At 46.9% G+C, this 17,729-nt stretch carries 14 protein-coding genes; 4 read left to right on the forward strand and 10 right to left on the reverse strand.

Features of this window, described 5'->3' with window-relative positions; translation table 11 throughout:
• Window positions 1-29: 29 nt before the first annotated feature.
• The 4 genes from ptsP to DYH48_RS08500 all read right to left on the reverse strand — a co-directional run bounded on the left by ptsP (window position 30) and on the right by DYH48_RS08500 (window position 4,472).
• A complete protein-coding gene (gene ptsP / locus DYH48_RS08485; RefSeq protein ID WP_012089322.1) occupies window positions 30-1,733 on the reverse strand; it encodes a phosphoenolpyruvate--protein phosphotransferase in 1,704 nt (567 codons plus the stop codon).
• A 203-nt stretch (window positions 1,734-1,936) separates the two neighbouring features.
• Window positions 1,937-2,194, reverse strand: coding sequence for an HPr family phosphocarrier protein (locus DYH48_RS08490; protein WP_028760055.1), 258 nt, complete (start codon window positions 2,192-2,194; stop codon window positions 1,937-1,939).
• A gap of 28 nt (window positions 2,195-2,222) precedes the next feature.
• The gene (locus DYH48_RS08495; RefSeq protein ID WP_011846923.1) at window positions 2,223-2,618 is read right to left on the reverse strand and encodes an ACT domain-containing protein; all 396 of its coding nucleotides are present in this window, start codon (window positions 2,616-2,618) and stop codon (window positions 2,223-2,225) included.
• A gap of 216 nt (window positions 2,619-2,834) precedes the next feature.
• A complete protein-coding gene (locus tag DYH48_RS08500) occupies window positions 2,835-4,472 on the reverse strand; it encodes a methyl-accepting chemotaxis protein (RefSeq protein WP_006086816.1) in 1,638 nt (545 codons plus the stop codon).
• 357 nt (window positions 4,473-4,829) lie between these two features.
• Between DYH48_RS08500 and DYH48_RS08505 the strand changes: the two genes are divergently transcribed.
• Window positions 4,830-5,558, forward strand: a complete 729-nt coding sequence (locus DYH48_RS08505; protein WP_115334509.1) for a DUF3334 family protein — start codon at window positions 4,830-4,832, stop codon at window positions 5,556-5,558.
• A 105-nt stretch (window positions 5,559-5,663) separates the two neighbouring features.
• The gene (locus DYH48_RS08510) at window positions 5,664-6,710 is read left to right on the forward strand and encodes a LacI family DNA-binding transcriptional regulator (RefSeq protein ID WP_115334510.1); all 1,047 of its coding nucleotides are present in this window, start codon (window positions 5,664-5,666) and stop codon (window positions 6,708-6,710) included.
• 144 nt (window positions 6,711-6,854) lie between these two features.
• On the opposite strand, the gene DYH48_RS08515 is transcribed toward DYH48_RS08510, so the two are convergent.
• Window positions 6,855-7,481, reverse strand: a complete 627-nt coding sequence (locus DYH48_RS08515; protein WP_115334511.1) for a 3'-5' exonuclease — start codon at window positions 7,479-7,481, stop codon at window positions 6,855-6,857.
• Between the two features lie 219 nt (window positions 7,482-7,700).
• Here DYH48_RS08515 and DYH48_RS08520 point away from each other — a divergent pair, with 219 nt between their 5' ends.
• On the forward strand, window positions 7,701-8,858 hold the full coding sequence (locus tag DYH48_RS08520) for a ribosomal protein uL16 3-hydroxylase (protein ID WP_115334512.1): 1,158 nt from the start codon (window positions 7,701-7,703) through the stop codon (window positions 8,856-8,858).
• 214 nt (window positions 8,859-9,072) lie between these two features.
• Here the strand turns inward: DYH48_RS08520 and umuC are convergent, their stop codons facing one another.
• The 3 genes from umuC to DYH48_RS08535 form a co-directional block, all read right to left on the reverse strand.
• Window positions 9,073-10,347 carry a translesion error-prone DNA polymerase V subunit UmuC gene (gene umuC / locus DYH48_RS08525; RefSeq protein WP_115334513.1) on the reverse strand — a complete coding sequence of 425 codons (1,275 nt, stop codon included), beginning with the start codon at window positions 10,345-10,347 and terminating at the stop codon, window positions 9,073-9,075.
• The gene (umuD, locus tag DYH48_RS08530) at window positions 10,344-10,763 is read right to left on the reverse strand and encodes a translesion error-prone DNA polymerase V autoproteolytic subunit (RefSeq protein ID WP_115334514.1); all 420 of its coding nucleotides are present in this window, start codon (window positions 10,761-10,763) and stop codon (window positions 10,344-10,346) included. The genes umuC and umuD overlap by 4 nt, the downstream gene beginning before the upstream one ends.
• Before the next feature lie 285 nt (window positions 10,764-11,048).
• Window positions 11,049-12,440 carry an SLC13 family permease gene (locus tag DYH48_RS08535; protein WP_115334515.1) on the reverse strand — a complete coding sequence of 464 codons (1,392 nt, stop codon included), beginning with the start codon at window positions 12,438-12,440 and terminating at the stop codon, window positions 11,049-11,051.
• An 80-nt stretch (window positions 12,441-12,520) separates the two neighbouring features.
• Here DYH48_RS08535 and DYH48_RS08540 point away from each other — a divergent pair, with 80 nt between their 5' ends.
• Window positions 12,521-13,363 (forward strand): AraC family transcriptional regulator, encoded by an 843-nt coding sequence (locus DYH48_RS08540; protein WP_012089319.1) that lies wholly within the window; start codon window positions 12,521-12,523, stop codon window positions 13,361-13,363.
• A gap of 44 nt (window positions 13,364-13,407) precedes the next feature.
• On the opposite strand, the gene DYH48_RS08545 is transcribed toward DYH48_RS08540, so the two are convergent.
• Together DYH48_RS08545 and DYH48_RS08550 are read right to left on the reverse strand one after the other, a co-directional pair.
• Window positions 13,408-14,592: a hypothetical protein gene (locus DYH48_RS08545; protein WP_006086808.1), complete on the reverse strand. Its 1,185-nt coding sequence runs from the start codon at window positions 14,590-14,592 to the stop codon at window positions 13,408-13,410.
• A 445-nt stretch (window positions 14,593-15,037) separates the two neighbouring features.
• Window positions 15,038-17,620, reverse strand: coding sequence for a glycoside hydrolase family 15 protein (locus DYH48_RS08550; protein WP_115334516.1), 2,583 nt, complete (start codon window positions 17,618-17,620; stop codon window positions 15,038-15,040).
• Window positions 17,621-17,729: the final 109 nt, after the last annotated feature.

A 17,729-nucleotide genomic window follows, 5' to 3' on the forward strand; every position in this document is an offset into this window, starting at 1 on the left:
CTGTAATGCAGCATAACGAATAAATGTCTCTATTTATAGCTTGTTATACACTGCTGTAGACCTGCAATTCTATCTTGTTGTAATGCAGTGTGCGCCAGTGCCGAAAATTGTTGGATGTTGCCTTGGCAAATGGCAGCTTTGACTTCTAACAGTGAGCTTAAGTTAACACTGAGTTCGTCCAGCCCCATGCCGATTAACAGCGGTGCAATTTGTGGTGAACTGGCCAGTTCGCCGCACAGCGACACTTTCACATTGGCCGCTTTTGCTTGGACTATTGTCATGTTAATTAACGCTAAAATGGCAGGCGAAAGGGACGGATAGTCGCGGGTAAGCTGCGGGTTAGTCCTATCGGCTGCCATTGCATATTGGGTTAAATCATTGGTGCCAATGCTGACAAAGTCGAGTCGTGGCAGCATAGCATTGAGGTTAAATACCGCTGCGGGGGTTTCGACAACGATACCGTAGCTGAGTTCACCGTAGCCTTTCTCTTCTTCTTCCAGGGCATCTTGGCACTGGGCAATCAGTGCAAACACTTCATCCAATTCTTCGACTTGATTGACCATAGGGAACATCAAGCGGATTGGGCCATGGTTTGCGGCGCGCAGAATGGCCCTCAATTGGGTTTTAAATAAGTCGGGGTGTGCCAAGGTATAGCGAATACCGCGCAGCCCTAAGGCGGGATTGTCTTCTATTTCTTGGCACAGGCAAGGCAGTTCTTTGTCGGCACCGATATCTAAGGTGCGGATAGTAAAGGTCTTACCGCCCAGAGCGTGCAATGCATCGCAATATAAGCTGTATTGGGCTTTCTCATCGGGCAGGGTGCTGACGTTCATCAGCATAAATTCAGTGCGAAACAAACCTATACCATCGGCGCCAACATCGCTGACATGGGTGATGTCGTTGAGATTACCCACGTTAGCCATAAGCCCCACGATATGGCCATCTTGGGTTTGCGCTGGGCCATCTTTGTAGGTTTGCAGCGCCGCCCGTCTTGCCTGTTCGTGGTGAAAGGTGACTGTGAGTCTTGCCTGTTGATCAGGATTGGGATTAACGCAAAGCTCACCATTGAGCGCATCGAGTACTAAGGGCGTGCCGTTGGGGATCGAATCGGCATCAAACTGACAACTTAAGATGGCTGGAATGCCGGCAGCTCGGGCTAAAATCGCCGTATGACTGGTTAAACCGCCAGTTTTGAGCACAATACCGCAGAGGTTTTCCCTCGGCAGTAAGGCAAATTCGGCGGGGGTTAAATCTTGCGCCAACAAGATGGTGGGCTTATCGAGTTTGTCGAGCCCTTGGTTTAAATGGCCATTGATCGCGGCGACAACGCGTTGGCCTAAACAGCGTACATCTTGGGCTCGATTGGCTAAATAGGGATCATCTAGGGATTGCAGCTCGTTGGCTTGATGGGCAAATATGCGTTCAACCGCCACACTTGCCGACAGTTGTAAGGTACGAATCGCATCGTTCACTTGCTCGATTAATTCATCGTCTTCCAATAATAATAGGTCGGCTTCGATCAGCTGATAAATTTCCGAGTCGCTATCGAGTGCAGCTTGGCTGTGGGTTAATTGTGCCTGTAGCTCTTGCAAGGCTTTGGCAAACTTGCCCTGTTGTTGGGGAATTTTCGACAGGGGAATAGGGCGATAATCGAGGTGGTGTTCGGTGTGAATAAGGTGAAGTGCCTGACCAAAGGCAATTCCCGATGACACTATAATCCCCGTTATTGACATATCCCTTCCTAAATTAACCACTGAACTGAGTGCCCGTTAGCGCTAGCGAGTCTAGTTGAGTGGCGTTGAGTTTGTAAAGCGTTGGCATGTAAACTATTGGCACGAACAGAATCCGTTTCAACTAATCCCTCGTCGGTAAGATCTACATGTAAGCACTTAGATATTAGTGCGCTAATCAGTGCACTAGTAAATAGGATAAAGGCCTAGCTTAGCGTGATCAGCAGCTCGGAGACTTTCTCAACCGCGGCTTGTGCCTGTTCACCTTCGGCAAACACTCTTACCGTGACGCCAGAATATAGCCCTAAAGTTTGTAGCTTAAACAGACTCTTAGCGCTGGCTTGCTTACCATTACATTCGACCATGACATCGCAATCAAAGGTTTTGGCTTCTTTAACCAGTAAAGCTGCAGGACGAGTGTGGATGCCATGTTTAGCGGTAATGGTGACTGTTTTTTCGTACATAGTGGATGAGCTCATATTTAGAGGGGTATTACACTTCGTCTTTCGATTCTATGATGTGGTAGCCCTGTTTTTTCAAGGCGGCGATGGCACTTTTGAGGCGATTATTTTTCACGAGGATGTAATCGGTATCAAAGGTGGAAATCGCAAAAATACTGATTTGTTCGTCCGCTAAGGTGCCAGACACCTTAGATAAAATGCCTGTCATCGAGAATCCGAGTGGGCCGAGCACTTCAAAACAACACCAGCCCGGTTCTTGCTCTAGGCTGTCGAGTTCCATCTCACTGGAAATGACTAAAGATAAACCTTCTTGGGTTTTACCAATGAAATACATGTCCTGTGCAAAAACCTCACTGGGCAATACGGCATTCGGGCTAAAGCTATGAATTGTGTACTGTTCAGGATGAACGGCTAAGGTCATTCGCATGGCAGTGTCTCGGTTGAATTTTTAGGGCTAAAGCATACCGCATATCAAACGTTAGCGTGACAGAGAATTTGTGGTTAATGGGACTTTTTCGTTGAAATTCATTGTTGGTGAGATAGCGGTTAACCAGGGTTACTGGAAAAGGTGTGCAACGAAAAGGGCGCCCTATGGCGCCCCTGTCGATAAGTCATACACTTTTACACAGCCTAGACACTCTAGTTAGATTTTAAACTGACCTAAGGTGCGGGACATGTCTTGGCTAATGTCTTGCAGTGACTGAGCCGCATGATTGTTGCTCTCGTTAGCTTTGACTGATACTTCCGTTAATTCCGAAATATTACAAATATTTCGATTAATTTCTTCGGTCACCAGTGATTGCTCTTCGGTGGCGCTCGCTAGTTGGGTATTCATATCACTGATATGGGCAATCAATTGCAGAATCGCCGCCATGGCTTTACCCGCTTCGTGGGCTTGGGCTTGCAACTCATCGGATTGCAGTTGAGTTTGATTGTTGCTCTTCATTACTGAGCCAACGCCGGATTGGATCTCGCTAATGATTTTTTGGATCTCATTGGTCGAGTCTTGGGTGCGAGTAGCAAGGGCGCGAACTTCATCGGCAACCACGGCAAAACCGCGGCCGTGGGTCCCAGCTCGCGCAGCTTCAATGGCGGCATTAAGGGCGAGCAAGTTGGTCTGTTCGGCAATGCTGCGGATCACATCGAGAATGCTACCGATCTGCTGTGAGGCGACGCCCAGTTTTTGGGTAATCACTTCAGAGGCTTTTAATTCAGCTACCAGCTTTTCAGTATTGCTGACCGTGTTGTCAATCACCACTTGGCTTTGCTGCGCTTGTTCTTTTACGCTATTTGCCGCATCGGCCGCTTGCTGGGTGTTGCTCGCCATTTCATGGGTGGTCGACAGCATTTGATTGACGGCGGTGGCAACGCTGCCCGTTTCTCTGTGGATATGCTCAGCACTTTGATTGGACTCTTCAACTGCAATTAAGAGTTGTTTTGCGTCTGTGTCTAACGCTTGGCCTAAGGGCTGTAAATGGCCGACCATGTCGCCAATTTTTTGTGCAAACATATTAAAGGCGCGGGCAAGGTGGGCAATTTCATCTTTACCTTGGGCATTAATGCGCTGACTTAAGTCGCCTTCGCCTTGGGCAATATCTTCAAGGGCATCAATAGCATCATTCAATGGCGAGGTGATGGAATGATTAAGCACAAGGAAGAAGGCAAAAATCGGCACTGAAATCAAAAACATGATAATTAGGTAATCGATAATGACCGACTTTAAACTCGCTTTCACATCACTGAGATAAGCACCTGTCATCACTGTCCAGCCCCATTGCGGGTAGTAACGGGCTTCGGCGAGCTTATCTTCGATAGCGCGAGTCATAGGATCGGCTATGGGGTATTCGAGGGTGGTTTTCGATTTAGCCCGCGCTAATGGCAGCATAGTGGCCAATGGATTAGTGCCATTGGGTAATTTAAACGTTAATGCTGAGGTGCCAACAAGACTTGCATTGTCACCGTGGGCGAGGATTTGATTATTATCATCAATAACAATGAAATAGCCTGAGCCAGAATAGCGAGTCTGATTGATTAACTCAGCGGCAGCTTTCTTGGCGTCTTCTTCGCTGTATTTACCTTTGAGCGCATCCTGACGATGTACATCTATCACGCTTAACATGCTTGCGAGTTGACCGTCTATCTGTAGCCATTTCTGCTCAATTAAATTGCTGTACTGCTCCTTAATCGAAAAACTGGCAAAACACACAGTCCCTATCGCGGCCATAAGAAGCATCATCATTAAGCGTTGCAAGATAGTAAATCGGCGCAAAAACGTGATCATTGGGGGTTCTCAAAGGCTGATAATTGTTACTTAATATACCTGCGAATCAATCTCAATTGAATCGTCTGTGACATAAATTCAGCAAAAGCCGTTATAAAATATGAGTTTCTTTGATCTAAAGCGGGGAATCATGATAGGGAATTTTAATCTGTTGCATTATGGGGCATGTTCTTATTAAGTTATTCCGTTTTTTAAGTTCTTGCGCCTTGAAGGTTTTATCTGACCTATTAAATATCAATAAGTTAGCATTATGTTAACTTTACGGCCTTGCTAAATTAGGCTAATCAATTGTTTTAATTTTGATTTTTTACACTTTTACGCGCAAGATTAATGCATTATTCAGTTTGAGAATCGATTATGACCACAAATACTATCGTAACGTCGGATGATATTTTACTGAAGTTATGTCACTCAGTCGCCCACGTGCTCTCTAGCACCAGTGCCAGTAATGTTACCCACGCGGGTATGGTTCAAAGTATCGCGCGCACGCGTCTAAAACCCGATCTTGGTTGTTTCTCGATTTTTGATGGCGGTTTTTCAGGCCTAGTGGTGATCAACTTTTCCGCCTCTGCGGCGATTGAAATCTACCGTCGCTACATGCTGAACATGGGGATGCCTGAATCTGAATTAGCGTTTTCGCACACGTCAGATGAAGTGGGTAACGTGATGGGTGAGTTGATGAACCAAATCTTAGGGGATTTTATTAATAAAATTTCAAAAGAATTACAAACGTCAATCAGCCAAAGCCAACCAAAAATGTTGACGATTAATAAAGAGTTAACTATTTCAATCGATGCTAACTTAGATGATGCTGTGGCCCGTAGAGTGTCGTTTAGAACTGAAAATAATCATATTTTCTACCTCGAATTTGCCATGGATAAAACTGAGTTCATTCGTTTAGATGAATTTGTTTACGATGAAGAATTCGACCCCGACAGCCTGTTAGAGCAGCACAGCACGATAGGCGGTAATAAGGACTCAACGTCGAATGTTTCGCCTTGGGTGAAGATGGCCGACAAACCCGCCATTGCGACTCGCGCCATTGATAATGACGCCGATGATTTGCTCGATCAGCTTGGCATTTAAGCAGAAAATCTAAGTGTAAGACGGATGTTAATGCATTCGTCTATACAAGTTAGCGGAACTGTTTTAGTATCGACGCAAAATAATCACTAAGGTTACCTCCTCTCTATGGCATCGAAAGCGACCTCGATTGATATTGCTTATCGTGCTGGCGTATCCCAGTCTACGGTTTCCCGTGCCCTTAGAAACAGTCCGTTAGTCAATTTAGAGACCCGTCAACGTATTCAAGCCATTGCTAAAGAGCTGAATTACAAGGTTGATAAAAACGCCAGTAATCTTCGCACCCAAAATAGCCATACCTTAGCGCTGTTATTGTGTGAAGACCCCACCAATGATGACTCGTTAATCAATCCCTTTTTTCTGTCTATGCTAGGTTCAATTACCCGAGCAACTGCGCAGCAGGGTTATGATTTACTCGTTTCTTTTCAGCAATTATCCAGCGATTGGCATGCCGATTATGAAGACAGCAATAAAGCCGATGGCATTATTCTGCTCGGTTATGGCGACTATATGGATTATGAGCAAAAGCTGGAGCGACTGTTAGCGCAGAATACCCATTTTGTGATTTGGGGCGCCGAGCATAACAATAAGTCTGTGCTATCGATTGGTTGTGATAATCATCAAGGCGGCTTGATTGCGACAGAGCATTTAATTTCCCTTGGCCGCAAAGCGTTTGCCTTTTTAGGTGATGCTTCGAGCCATAGCCCTGAGTTTAGGGACAGATATTTAGGCCATGTCAAGGCGCTGCAAACAGCGAATATTCCCGTGGATCGCACTAAGCAAGTGTCGGCCATCAGCACCGAAAGTTCCGGCTACGATGCCGCTATGGTGTTGATTGCCCAAGGCGCTAAGTTTGATGCGATATTTGCGGCCAGCGATTTGATTGCCATCGGCGCGATTCGGGCGCTGAAAGAAAAGGGCATTTCAGTCCCAGAGCAAGTGGCCGTTGTGGGATATGACGATATTCCGGTGGCGAGTTTTGCCAATCCGCCATTAACGACTATTAAGCAGAACACCCAATTAGCCGGTGAGATCTTAGTCGACAGTGTACTCAAACTTATCCGCGGGCAAGAGGTGAGTGCGCAGCTTATTCCTACAACCTTAGTGGTTCGCAGCTCATGCGGCATTGATAGCGCGCCGCTTAAGTCGCTATAGATGGCCGTTACCGCTAGCATAATGTTTTTGTCGGTAACCGATTGAATCGTTAATTTTACCTGTTGAAACTAAGCTGATGGAACAAAGCCGATAATCCTAGGATATATCGGCTTTTTACTATCATTTAGCGGCGTTGTTCTTTGATCACTTGCCTGCGTATTGACGCAAAAACTTTGGTACATCTGCTTTGGTTTTCTTAGCGATTTTTTGCAGTAACTCAAAGGTAGGGGCATTGACGCCGAACTCTTGCTGAAGGTCTGCCAGCATCGCTAGCCACAAATGGCCGGTCATTTCGGCATCGGCTAAGGCGCGGTGAAAAGTGCCATCGGTTGGCAACTGTTTATAACGCACTAAAGTACCTAACTGATGGTTGGGTGCCGCTTGATACAAACGTCTCGCCACCAGCAAGGAACAGCCAAATTGCCCAAGATAACGATGGCGAATTTGGGCAAACTCCGCATCTAAAAAGCGTTGATCGAACGCCGCATTGTGGGCAACTAAATTGTGATCGGCGATAAAGTCGGCAAAACGCGCCATCACTTCATTGCAGGGCGCCGCGTCCCTGAGCATTTGATTGCTGATCCCTGTGTAGTCCTCAATAAAGCGACTTATTCTAAATCCTGGGTTCATTAACTCAGAAAATCTTTGGGTGATCACGCCGTCTTCAATCAGCACAGCTCCGATTTCAATCGCGCGATCTCCTTGATTGGGCGACAGCCCCGTGGTTTCAAAGTCGAGCACGACCAAAGTGTTAGCAGCTGATGTAGGCATAGATCTTACATGGACTCAATAAATGATGTGTCAGCATTAGCGCTGTTTGTGGCGAAATGCTTTTTGATAAGCCGATTGTAATTCAATACGTTAGTAAATTCACTATCACATTGATGCTGACAAAAGACTTAATGCTTTGTTGATCCGGTCGAGCTTTCTTGGTTTCGCTTCCTGTTAGCATTTGCTGCTATGAATAACAGTTTGGTTTGTGAGCAACCCATGCAACTCGATATTAACGGCTTAACGCCCGCGCAATTTTTAGCAGAATATTGGCAGAAAAAACCTTTGGTGATCCGCCAAGGATTCAAGCATTTTCAAGATTTAGTCTCTTCTGAAGAATTAGCTGGCTTAGCCATGGATGAGCTGGTGGAATCTCGGCGGGTGTACCAACAAGCAGGCCAATGGCAGGCGGAATTTGGCCCCTTCGATTCCTACGATCATCTCGGAGAACGGGATTGGACTTTAATAGTCCAAGCCTTGAATAACTGGGTGCCCGATGCGGAAGCCTTGATCCAATGCTTTGATTTTATTCCGCGCTGGCGTTTAGATGATGTGATGGTGAGTTTTGCGACGCAAGGCGGTGGCGTGGGGCCGCATATCGATCTGTATGATGTGTTTATTTGCCAAGGTTCGGGACGTCGCAGTTGGCGCGTAGGCGATCTGGGGCCGCACAAAGAGTTTGCCGCCCATCCCGCTTTGCTGCACACCGAAGCCTTTGACCCGATTATCGATACTGAGTTGTTGCCTGGCGACATCCTTTATATTCCCCCTGGATTCCCCCATGACGGCATAACCTTAGAACAGTCGTTAAGTTTTTCAGTGGGTTATCGCACCGCCTCCGCCAAAGATATGATAAGTGCTTTGGCCGATCATTTGTCTGAACAGGATTTAGGCGCACAGCAGATTTCAGATCCAGACCGCGAGCTGACCACCCGCAGTGGTTGTGTCGATAATGGCGATTTAGCGCGGTTACGCACCCAACTGACTAATATGTTGACCGATGAACTGGTGAGCGAGTTTTCGGGCCGCTATTTAACTCAGTCAAAATGCGCCTTAGATTTACCCGATGAGCCATTGGACATCACGCAAGACGAAGTGCTCGCTTGGCTCGATGAGCAGCCGCTTATTCGCCTCGGCGGGCTGCGCTGTTTGTATTTTGATATCAATGTGGCACAGGGCGTTGTCTATATTAATGGTGATAAGTATCAGCTTTCAGCCGAATTGGCCGCAGTGATCCCATTACTATGTGATAGTAATCAGTTGGATAAAGCTGCCTTAGCCCCTTGGTTAGCCCATGCTGATTTGCTCACGCAACTTACCGAGTGGGTGAATCTAGGCTACTGGTACTTTGAAGATCTCAGCGATGAAGAGTGTTAAGGCGGAATGAGACAAAGCTTGGTATATGTTAATACCGTTTTAGCGTTAACGCTCGACGGGCTTAGCGCTATATGTTTTTTAGATCTAGATGGGTTTTAGTGCTATATGGAGTTTAGAGTTAGTTTAGAGTTAGTTTAGAGTTAGTTTAGAGTTAGTTTAGAGTTAGGTGGGTTCTGTAATTCGCAGATGGTCATTTAGCCACTGGATTTGTTGATTATTTCACTATGGGCAATTGTGCCCATTGGGTGGTGTAACGAGGGGAAAGCTGCTCACGCTTCATTCCCCAAGTCGGGTCAATACCTTGTCCTGCAAACCAAATTTTTCCATGACCGCTGTGGTTAACTTTATCGAGTAACTGCATCAACTCCTTGCTTTTAGGCCTAGGCGTGACGTCATCGAATAATCCGAGCTGAAACACGCCTGCACCAGAAAAATCCCCTAACATGACACCGGCCTTTGCATAGGCATGACCTTCACGCCAAATACGTTGCAGTAGGCTTTGGCCAAGGGTGACAAAATCACGCGTATCATTGCTGGGGCGAACTAAACTGCCCGACAGTGATTTGCTGTACTGGGGAGTTGCATCGCTAAAAGGGCTAGTACGCACAAATACTGACATCGCTTTAGCGTACTGGCGCTCGGAGCGCAGTTTTTCACAGGCCCTAAAAGTGTATTCATTGATTGCCTGTTGCATCGCTTCTAAATTATCAATACGGCTGCCAAAGGAGCGGGAGCTGATAATTTGTTGCTTAGTGGCGGCGACCTCTTGTATGTCATCACAGGCAATGCCGTTAAGTTCGCGTACCGTGCGCTCAACGGTGACAGAAAAGGTGTCGCGGATAAGCTTGGGATGCGCATCCGCCAATTGCAACGCGGTATTTATGCCCATGATGTTCAAGCGTTTTGTAAGCCTACGGCCTATTCCCCAGACTTCGTCGACAGGGATAAGCGCCATCAGCCGTCGTTGGCGTTCACGGTCGCGCAAGTCAACCACGCCCCGCGTCGCGGGATAACGTTTCGCGGCATGGTTTGCCAGTTTAGCGAGAGTTTTTGTCGGTCCAATGCCGACGCAAACACTGATCCCAATCCACTGCGGTATCCGTTGATAAATATCTAAGGCAAGCTGATGAATATCAATACATTTATCGAGACGAGAAAGGTCTAAAAACGCTTCATCAATACTATACACTTCTACTTTCGGTACCATTTGTTCTAAGGTGGTCATGACTCTATTTGATATGTCGGCATAGAGTGCATAGTTGGAGGAGAATACCGCGACGTGATGCTGGCGGAGCTGGTTTACGATTTGATACACAGGCACCGCCATCTTGATGCCAAGTTGTTTTGCCTCTGCCGAGCGGGCGACGACGCAGCCATCGTTATTGGATAACACCACAATCGGCCTGCCAGCTAAATCTGGCCTAAACATCCGCTCACAGGAGGCATAAAAATTATTGCAATCGACGAGGGCAAATAATGAGGGCGTCATTTGAGCTTTTTCACTACGTTGGTCACCACCCCAAAGATGTTTAACTCTGACTCATCATTGATGGCAATCGGGGAGAATAAGGCATTACGTGGCAGCAATTGCACCACAGGGCGCAGCTGTAATTGCTTTACAGTAAACTCGCCGTTGACTGCTGCGACAACGGTATCTCCGTGGGCCGGCTGTAATGAGCGATCCACCACTAAAATATCACCGGAGAAAATCCCCGCTTCGATCATCGAATCCCCTTGGACTTTGACAAAAAACGTGGCGGCGGGATGCTTGATGCATAACTCATTGAGATCTAATGTTTGTTCTACATAGTCTTGGGCTGGTGACGGAAATCCTGCGGCAATCAAGGAGCTAAATAGCGAGAGCCGATATTGGGTATGTTTGGTGAAGCGGCCTAGGATCATCATAATAAATCACAATATACTGTACGTATGAACAGTATAGTCTAACAATGAAACTTATCGAAAGAATTTATGTGGAGACAGTTGTGTTATCGACCCTGGCGCAAAGACGAACTTGTTTTATGCTGTGTGATGATTGTATGCGCTGTCGAGCGATGAGTGCCGAGTGCTGGGCAATTGATGATGGCTGCTCTAAAGCACCCTTGGCGGCGTCAATACCGCCAAGGGTGAGTGTTTCGTCAATTTAATTTAGTTAACGCACTTTAGTTAACCCGCTTTAGTTAACGCAATTTAGTTAATCCAACCGAGCCATAGCCACCACAGATAATCCAGTGGGATCAGTGCAACGAGCGTTATTGCCGCCAGCGGTAAGGTGATGTTAAGTAGTTTGCTTAAGGGCTCTTGGGATAATTGCATCGCCAAAATCAACGGGGCAACCTGATAAGGAAAAATTACGGTTGAGAAACCGATCACCTGCGTCATTAATACCGCAGGGGTGGAGAAGCCAGTTGCATTGGCAAAATCTGCCGCCATGGGGGACAACACTGTCGGCACACCTGGAACCGTTGCTACCAATCCCGTCAGCGTCCCCATCAGCGATAACGACATGAAATTCAGGAACGATGCCCCTTGCTGCAATGGTAGCCATTCACTGAACAATTGGCCTAGCGCAGTGCCAAGTCCAGATTGATTGACCAATGCCCCTAGACCTAAGGCCGCCGCGACAAAAATGACGGTCGCAAAATCCACCGAACTATTAAAACTCTTAGGCTCAAGCACTCCCCATTTGGGGAGCAATAACAAGATAGCTGTGGTCAGTCCAACCCACGCCGGATTGACCCCGTGCAGTGAGTCTGTCGCCCAAAACAGTAAAGTTATCGCAAGTAATACTGTGACTTTCTTTTGCATACCAAGATTATAAGCTTCTGTTTCAATAACGCTTTCAGGCCGATTTTCATCTATTTTTGCAGGAAATAGGAAGACGACTAGCGCCACAATCAATATCGATTTGAGCAAACCAAGGATTGGAAAATGCAGTAAGAGATACTCGGTATAACCAAAATGGATATTGAATAGATTCTCGCTGGAACCCGCCAATATCATATTGGGAATATTCGCGGGCAACACGGCAAAACTGGGCATGTTACACGCCAGTGCCAAGGCGGTCGCAATGCCTATCCGCCCATGACTACCACGAGCAAAACCGACTTGCTCAGCTAACGCCATACCAATTGGCACCATGACCACCGCACGGCCAACGGATGAGGGCATCACAAAGCCAAGCAGCACGGCACTAAAGACCAAACCCGCAATCAAGCGTGGATAACTTGAGGTCAGTATGGGGGCAATCAAACTGGCCATTCTGCGACTTAAACCAGACTGAGTGATGGCACTGCCAATCACAAACCCTGAAATGATTAACCACACCGCAGTCGAGCCGAATCCTGAAAAAAGTACACTCGGCTCAATGAGTTTGAAAATGGTGGCAAGGGCAAAAAATATTAATCCCGCCATAAAGGGCGGGAAAAAACCTGTACTCCAAAACATTAAGGTCACTAATACTACGCCACCGCTATAGGAAAACACCGCGGGATGCTGACTCAGCGGAAAAAGTGCAAGTAAAGTAGCGATCAACAGTGCACTGAAAAACGCTAGCGGTTTAACGTCAATAAAACGTTTCATGTTTACCGACCTATTGGGTTGAATACGTAAAAGATGCCAACTAAGATAGCTGACTTAGTTTGGCGTTTTAAGAGGGTAATATGTCAAAACCTGTTCCTAAAGCGACATTATTAACGCCCAGTGACGTGGCGTTTATCACAGATGCCAATCGACCTGTGCTAACCCATACTCGCAATATGGCGGCGGAAGCGGGCATCGAGCCTCATTCTCATCCGCGGGGGCAGCTACTTTGGGCCGCGAAAGGCTTGTTACGTGTCCGCAGCGACAATGCCGTCTGGGTGGTACCTTCAACCCATGCGGTGTGGATCCCCTGCAATTTGCCCCATCAAGTGAACAGCGAAACCCACGCCCACACTCGCAATATCTATATTGATCCTAGCTATGATGTTAGGCCACAGGATACAAAAGTGGTGATGGTGACGATGACAGCGCTGATGCGCGAACTGGTGCTCAAACTCTGTGAGAGTTCACACCTTTTAGGCAGTGGACAACTGCATCGGCTGGGTTTGGTTGCCATTGATGAGCTCGAAACTCTGGACAGCCTAGATGCTCATTTACCCGCAGGCTCAGATCCAAGACTCAGCCGCTTGATCCAAAAGTTGATCCGGCACCCAACAGTGAATTACACCCTGACCGAGTTAGCCGAAATGGGCGGCGCGAGTGTGAGAACGATTGAACGACTATTCAAAGCTGAAACTGGGCTCACTTATCGACAATGGCGGCAAAGGTTTCGTTTGTTAAATTCGCTTGAAAGCTTAAGCCAAGGAGAGAGCACGACTAGGGTGGCACATAGTCTAGGTTATCTGAGCGTCAGCAGTTTCAGTGCGGCTTTTAAAATGCAATTTGGTTGCACGCCGCAAGATTATCCGCAGCATAAGCTGATGAAAAACAGGAAAAATCAGTTTACTCCCGCGCAAGAATAAACTGAGTCAGCCATAACAAATATCTATGTTTTGTATATCGATTCTTATAATTGGCCAGTCAGAGTGGAGTTAATATTCGTGCTATCTTGTGGGAGTCGAGTAACAAGCTCCGCTCGTTGATGCTCAAGTCTGTTAAACCTTTCCTGATAAGGGGTTAATGAAATAATGCCAGAGCAGAGTATGAATTTCCCTACGGGGTTATAGATGTATTGGCTGAAAGTTTCGATTGATAAATTGCTAGGACATTCATTCAGGGGAGCCGTGTCGTTTAGGATCGCGGCATAACGATTGGCGGTATCTTGGTGTTGCATCAATGGTAGCAGTAACCACTCTATTAGCTTTGTATTTATGTCAGTATCACTAGTGACCTGTGTCGCTCTGGTTATCTGGGTAAAGTAATACCATTCGCCCCTTTTTACATTGTCAAACGAAAGTACTTCTGGTGACAGTGCATGCTTCCAGCTTGGTGGTAACGCCTCGATTAGTTGTGAATGCGGCAATTGACTCATTACCAACTCTCCAAGTTTCATATTCGCTTCCATTCCAGCATTACTCATCATCTTACCGATAAGCATATGAGTGCTTGCTGATAGCCGTTGCCAAAATAGCATATCTTGGTTGATTGCCTCGGCGACTTGTAGGGGATCCATAGTGCTGGCATCGGTCAGTACATTAAACAGATAGAGTTTTTGTGCTGCTAACAGATGGGTAAAGGGCATACTATCTGTAAAAACATTAAATTGGCTGCCATCCTGCCAAGTACCGATATTAAGCAGCTGCTGGTAGCGGACGATTAACCAATTATATTCATCGAGTAAGGCGTTAAGATTGTTCTCTTGTTTAAGCATTACATTACAGCTGGAGAGAAAATCATCTTCTTTGATGCATTGTTCAAGCGGTAATTGGGGCTTTTCAAAACGGATTTGTTGGTTATCTTGAGGTTTATCCATAACCCCGAGGTGTTGTAACTTCTTGAGGCGTTCTAGTCCAACATCCATTGGCGAAGCAGTATTGCTGACATCAAAACCGAGTACAAATACATAAGCATTATCGTTAAGGTGATTTGATAGTGCATTATCATTTTCCGCGATGTCGGCTAAGTAGTTTTGTGCCAGTTCAGAAGGTGGACTGTCTCGAAAATTTATAAGCAGAAGAATGAAATATAAACTGACAGGAATACATAATAGAGAGATTAAAATCCATTTCATTACCCGCAAAAAACGTCGCATTAAAAATCCTGTTAACAAATTAAACCGCCATTAATTACATAATGTAACACGATTTGGTTGCTTGGGAAGTCAGCCTGTGAAGGGATTTGAATGTTAAAAAAATATATGTAAAAGATCACCGCAACTTTCATCAGGTTTGATGGATGTTGTTAGCATAACAGGGCTATTCTTCGTCTGTTTTTTGCGCACTGTACACTGGTTGTGAATGAACTCGGTGATATGCATCTTTAATTCAGTATGAAAAGGGCATTAATTCTATAAAATGAGTCTGACAGGTCACAGCCAGATATAAAAAAGGCTAGAACAACATTTGTGAGTTGTTCTAGCCCTTAATTTATTAAAGCTAAAGCATCGTTAAGCTCATGCGCTGTTTTAGTGTGTTATTTCAGCACATTTTTTCAATGCGCTATTTCAATACGCTATTTCAAAAAGCCACTTCAACTCGTTATTTCAATGCCGTTGGGACGATGGGGTAGTTATCCCAGACTTGGCCGTCGGTCATCGAGCGCACCAGTTTGATGTATTCGGCATGGGTCCAAGCTAGCGGCGTGGCTGAGTTAGTGCCTTGTCCGAGTTGGTAATGGTAGCGGGTGGCATCGCCGACACCGTCCCACGCTTGCTCGGGTAACATCATGCCCGCATTCGCAAACGTTTCCATGCCCTGCACATAGGTGTTTACCAACTGCTGCTTGGTTTGCTGCGCGTTATTGCCTGTTAGCTCGCCTTTTGCTTGGGCGAGTGCTAATTCAAAATGACCGCGCTCACCGGTGAAGAAGGGCCAGACGCGGCCACGTTGTTCGGCGCTGTTGCTGCCCGATTCCGCATAGTTCTTGCCAGAAACCGTATCCTCACCGTAGCCATCGTTGCCATAACGTCTAAAGCCTGGGATTTTGCTGCCATCTTTAGCGGTAAACTCATATTTAAGGCGCAAATTAGAGTCAAGTTCAGTGTTATCAATCAATTGAAGGCTTTGATTGATCAGCTTATCAGTTACACCGCGCACGCCATAACGTACTAGTTCTAAAAATCCGCCATCGAGGATCTGACGCTGATCTAAACCTTGCTTACCGTTATTCGCCGCCAGTGTATCGGCGGTGTTTGGCTCGCCATTCGGGCTTAAACGTAAATAGTAAGGCGCGCTGACGCCTGCGCTGTTTTTTAGTAGTCCTTGGGTGGTGACTAAGTGTTTTTCTAAACTATTACTTAAGTCTTTGGCGGCTGCAAGATAACGGCTGCTGGAGTCGGGATCCTTGGCTTCTTTGGCTATTTCACTCGCGGCAACAAGACCGGCGATCACGGCGGCCGTGGTCGAGGGTGAGTAACCCGCTTGTTCTTCCCAACGCTCTTGCTGGGTTTTTGGCGGGGCGATTTGAGTGTGATTCCAATCCAGATTGACCTCACCGCCACTGATCAAGAAGTCCGCTGCACCTTTTAGCATCTCTTGATACCAGTGACTGATCTCATCGGGGGTGAGTACACCCGCTTGCCAGAGTTTCCAGCCGAGCATGATAGGCATGGCGGTTTGATCGAGCTGCACACCAACCCACTCAATTTGGCCATCCACATGGGTCTTTTGCAGGAACCAACCCGGCGTACCCGTAAAGCCGGGCGTCTTTTCGGTTACTTGCACTTTTTTTAAGTATTCGAAGGCCACCTTGGGCGTTTGGGTGTCACCCATGGCGAGGAATGCCATGGCACATTGGTAAAAGTCACGCGGCCATACCGCTTTATAGCCAGTACTCGGAACGGCTGCTGAAACCGTATCGCCCCAAGGATTGGATAACGAGGCGATCAGTGCGCCCGCATAGGTTTTATCTTCCTGCGCTTTCAAGACCATAGCACTGGTATAAAGCAGCTTGCCGTTATCGGTAGTGTTGTTGGCCATGTTTGTGATGGCGGGCAGCGAGCTTAAGTAATCGTGCCAGCCGACATGGGTGGCATCGCCTTTGTAGGCGCTCAGCACTGCATCATAACCTGCGGCCAAAGTGGCATCGGCATTGGCTAAACTCTGTGCTTCATCTTTACCAAAACCGATGGCGAGATTAAAAGTGACGGGTTTGGCTTTGATGAGCGTAGGGTAACTCGCAGTAAAGGCGATATTGCCAACGGTCGATTTATCTTGCGCACTGGTCGTTTGATAGGGCGTATCGAGTGTGCCGTTATCGGCCAAATCGGCTAGGCCATCAGAGACGCCGACAAAGCCTGTCGTTGCCTGCACAAAATTGAGATCGGATTTCACCGTCATCACGCTGCTGTCTTTGGCGGCGGTATAGGCCACCAGTGCCTGATTACTAGCATGAGTGTTGGCATGAGTGTTGGCATGATTGTCAGTATGAGTGTCGATGCGGCCGATATCATTGGCGCCTGCGTTATCGATATGCGGATTGACATACAAATGCGGCGTAATGCCGTCTTCAAAGGCGGTAAAGGTGACGCGTATCATTAGGGTGTCGCGGTCGGGATCGGTAAAGATATGCTTTTCAATCTGATACTTACCTTCAACATCTTTATTGATAATTTTATAGGCAAGGGATTGCGGGCGACCGTTAGCATCGGTATCTAAATATTCTATGCTGCTGATGGTGTTATCTTTTTCGGTATCGACAAAGCCATTACCCGTGACCACAAATTGCAGTTCTTTGAGCTGCGCATTATGGATCAGACCATACATGGTTTCGGTTAAAATACCTTGGGCGAGGGAGAACCAAACGCGGCTAATGGGATTTTGCTTGGCATCTTGGTATTGACCTTGGGTGTAAGGCTCGTAAGACGTCCCAATACCGGTTTTACCCGAAAATGCCCAAGTCGGCGCTTTACCCGGTGCGCCGGGCGCAACCAGCTGCACATTTGATGCGGCATTGCTACTCATGCTCGCTGTTGCTAAATTCGATGTGGGTGAACAGGCTGTGAATCCTATTGTCCCTAATAGACTTGCGGCAAGCGCTAGGCGGCTACGCCTTGTTAACGTTTGCGCGTGACGGGTTTGGCTAGTGTGCAGATCCTGCTGCGGCGTAGGACTAGATTCCATCTCGTTCTCCCCAAATAATGGTTATATTTTTATAGTGATTGAATTGATATAAAAGCTTCATGCTGCGGTGAATCGCCAACTGGCCGAGTTCACCTTGCGTAACGTATCT

The organism is Shewanella baltica (assembly GCF_900456975.1).
In the GTDB taxonomy this organism is placed as follows: domain Bacteria; phylum Pseudomonadota; class Gammaproteobacteria; order Enterobacterales; family Shewanellaceae; genus Shewanella; species Shewanella baltica.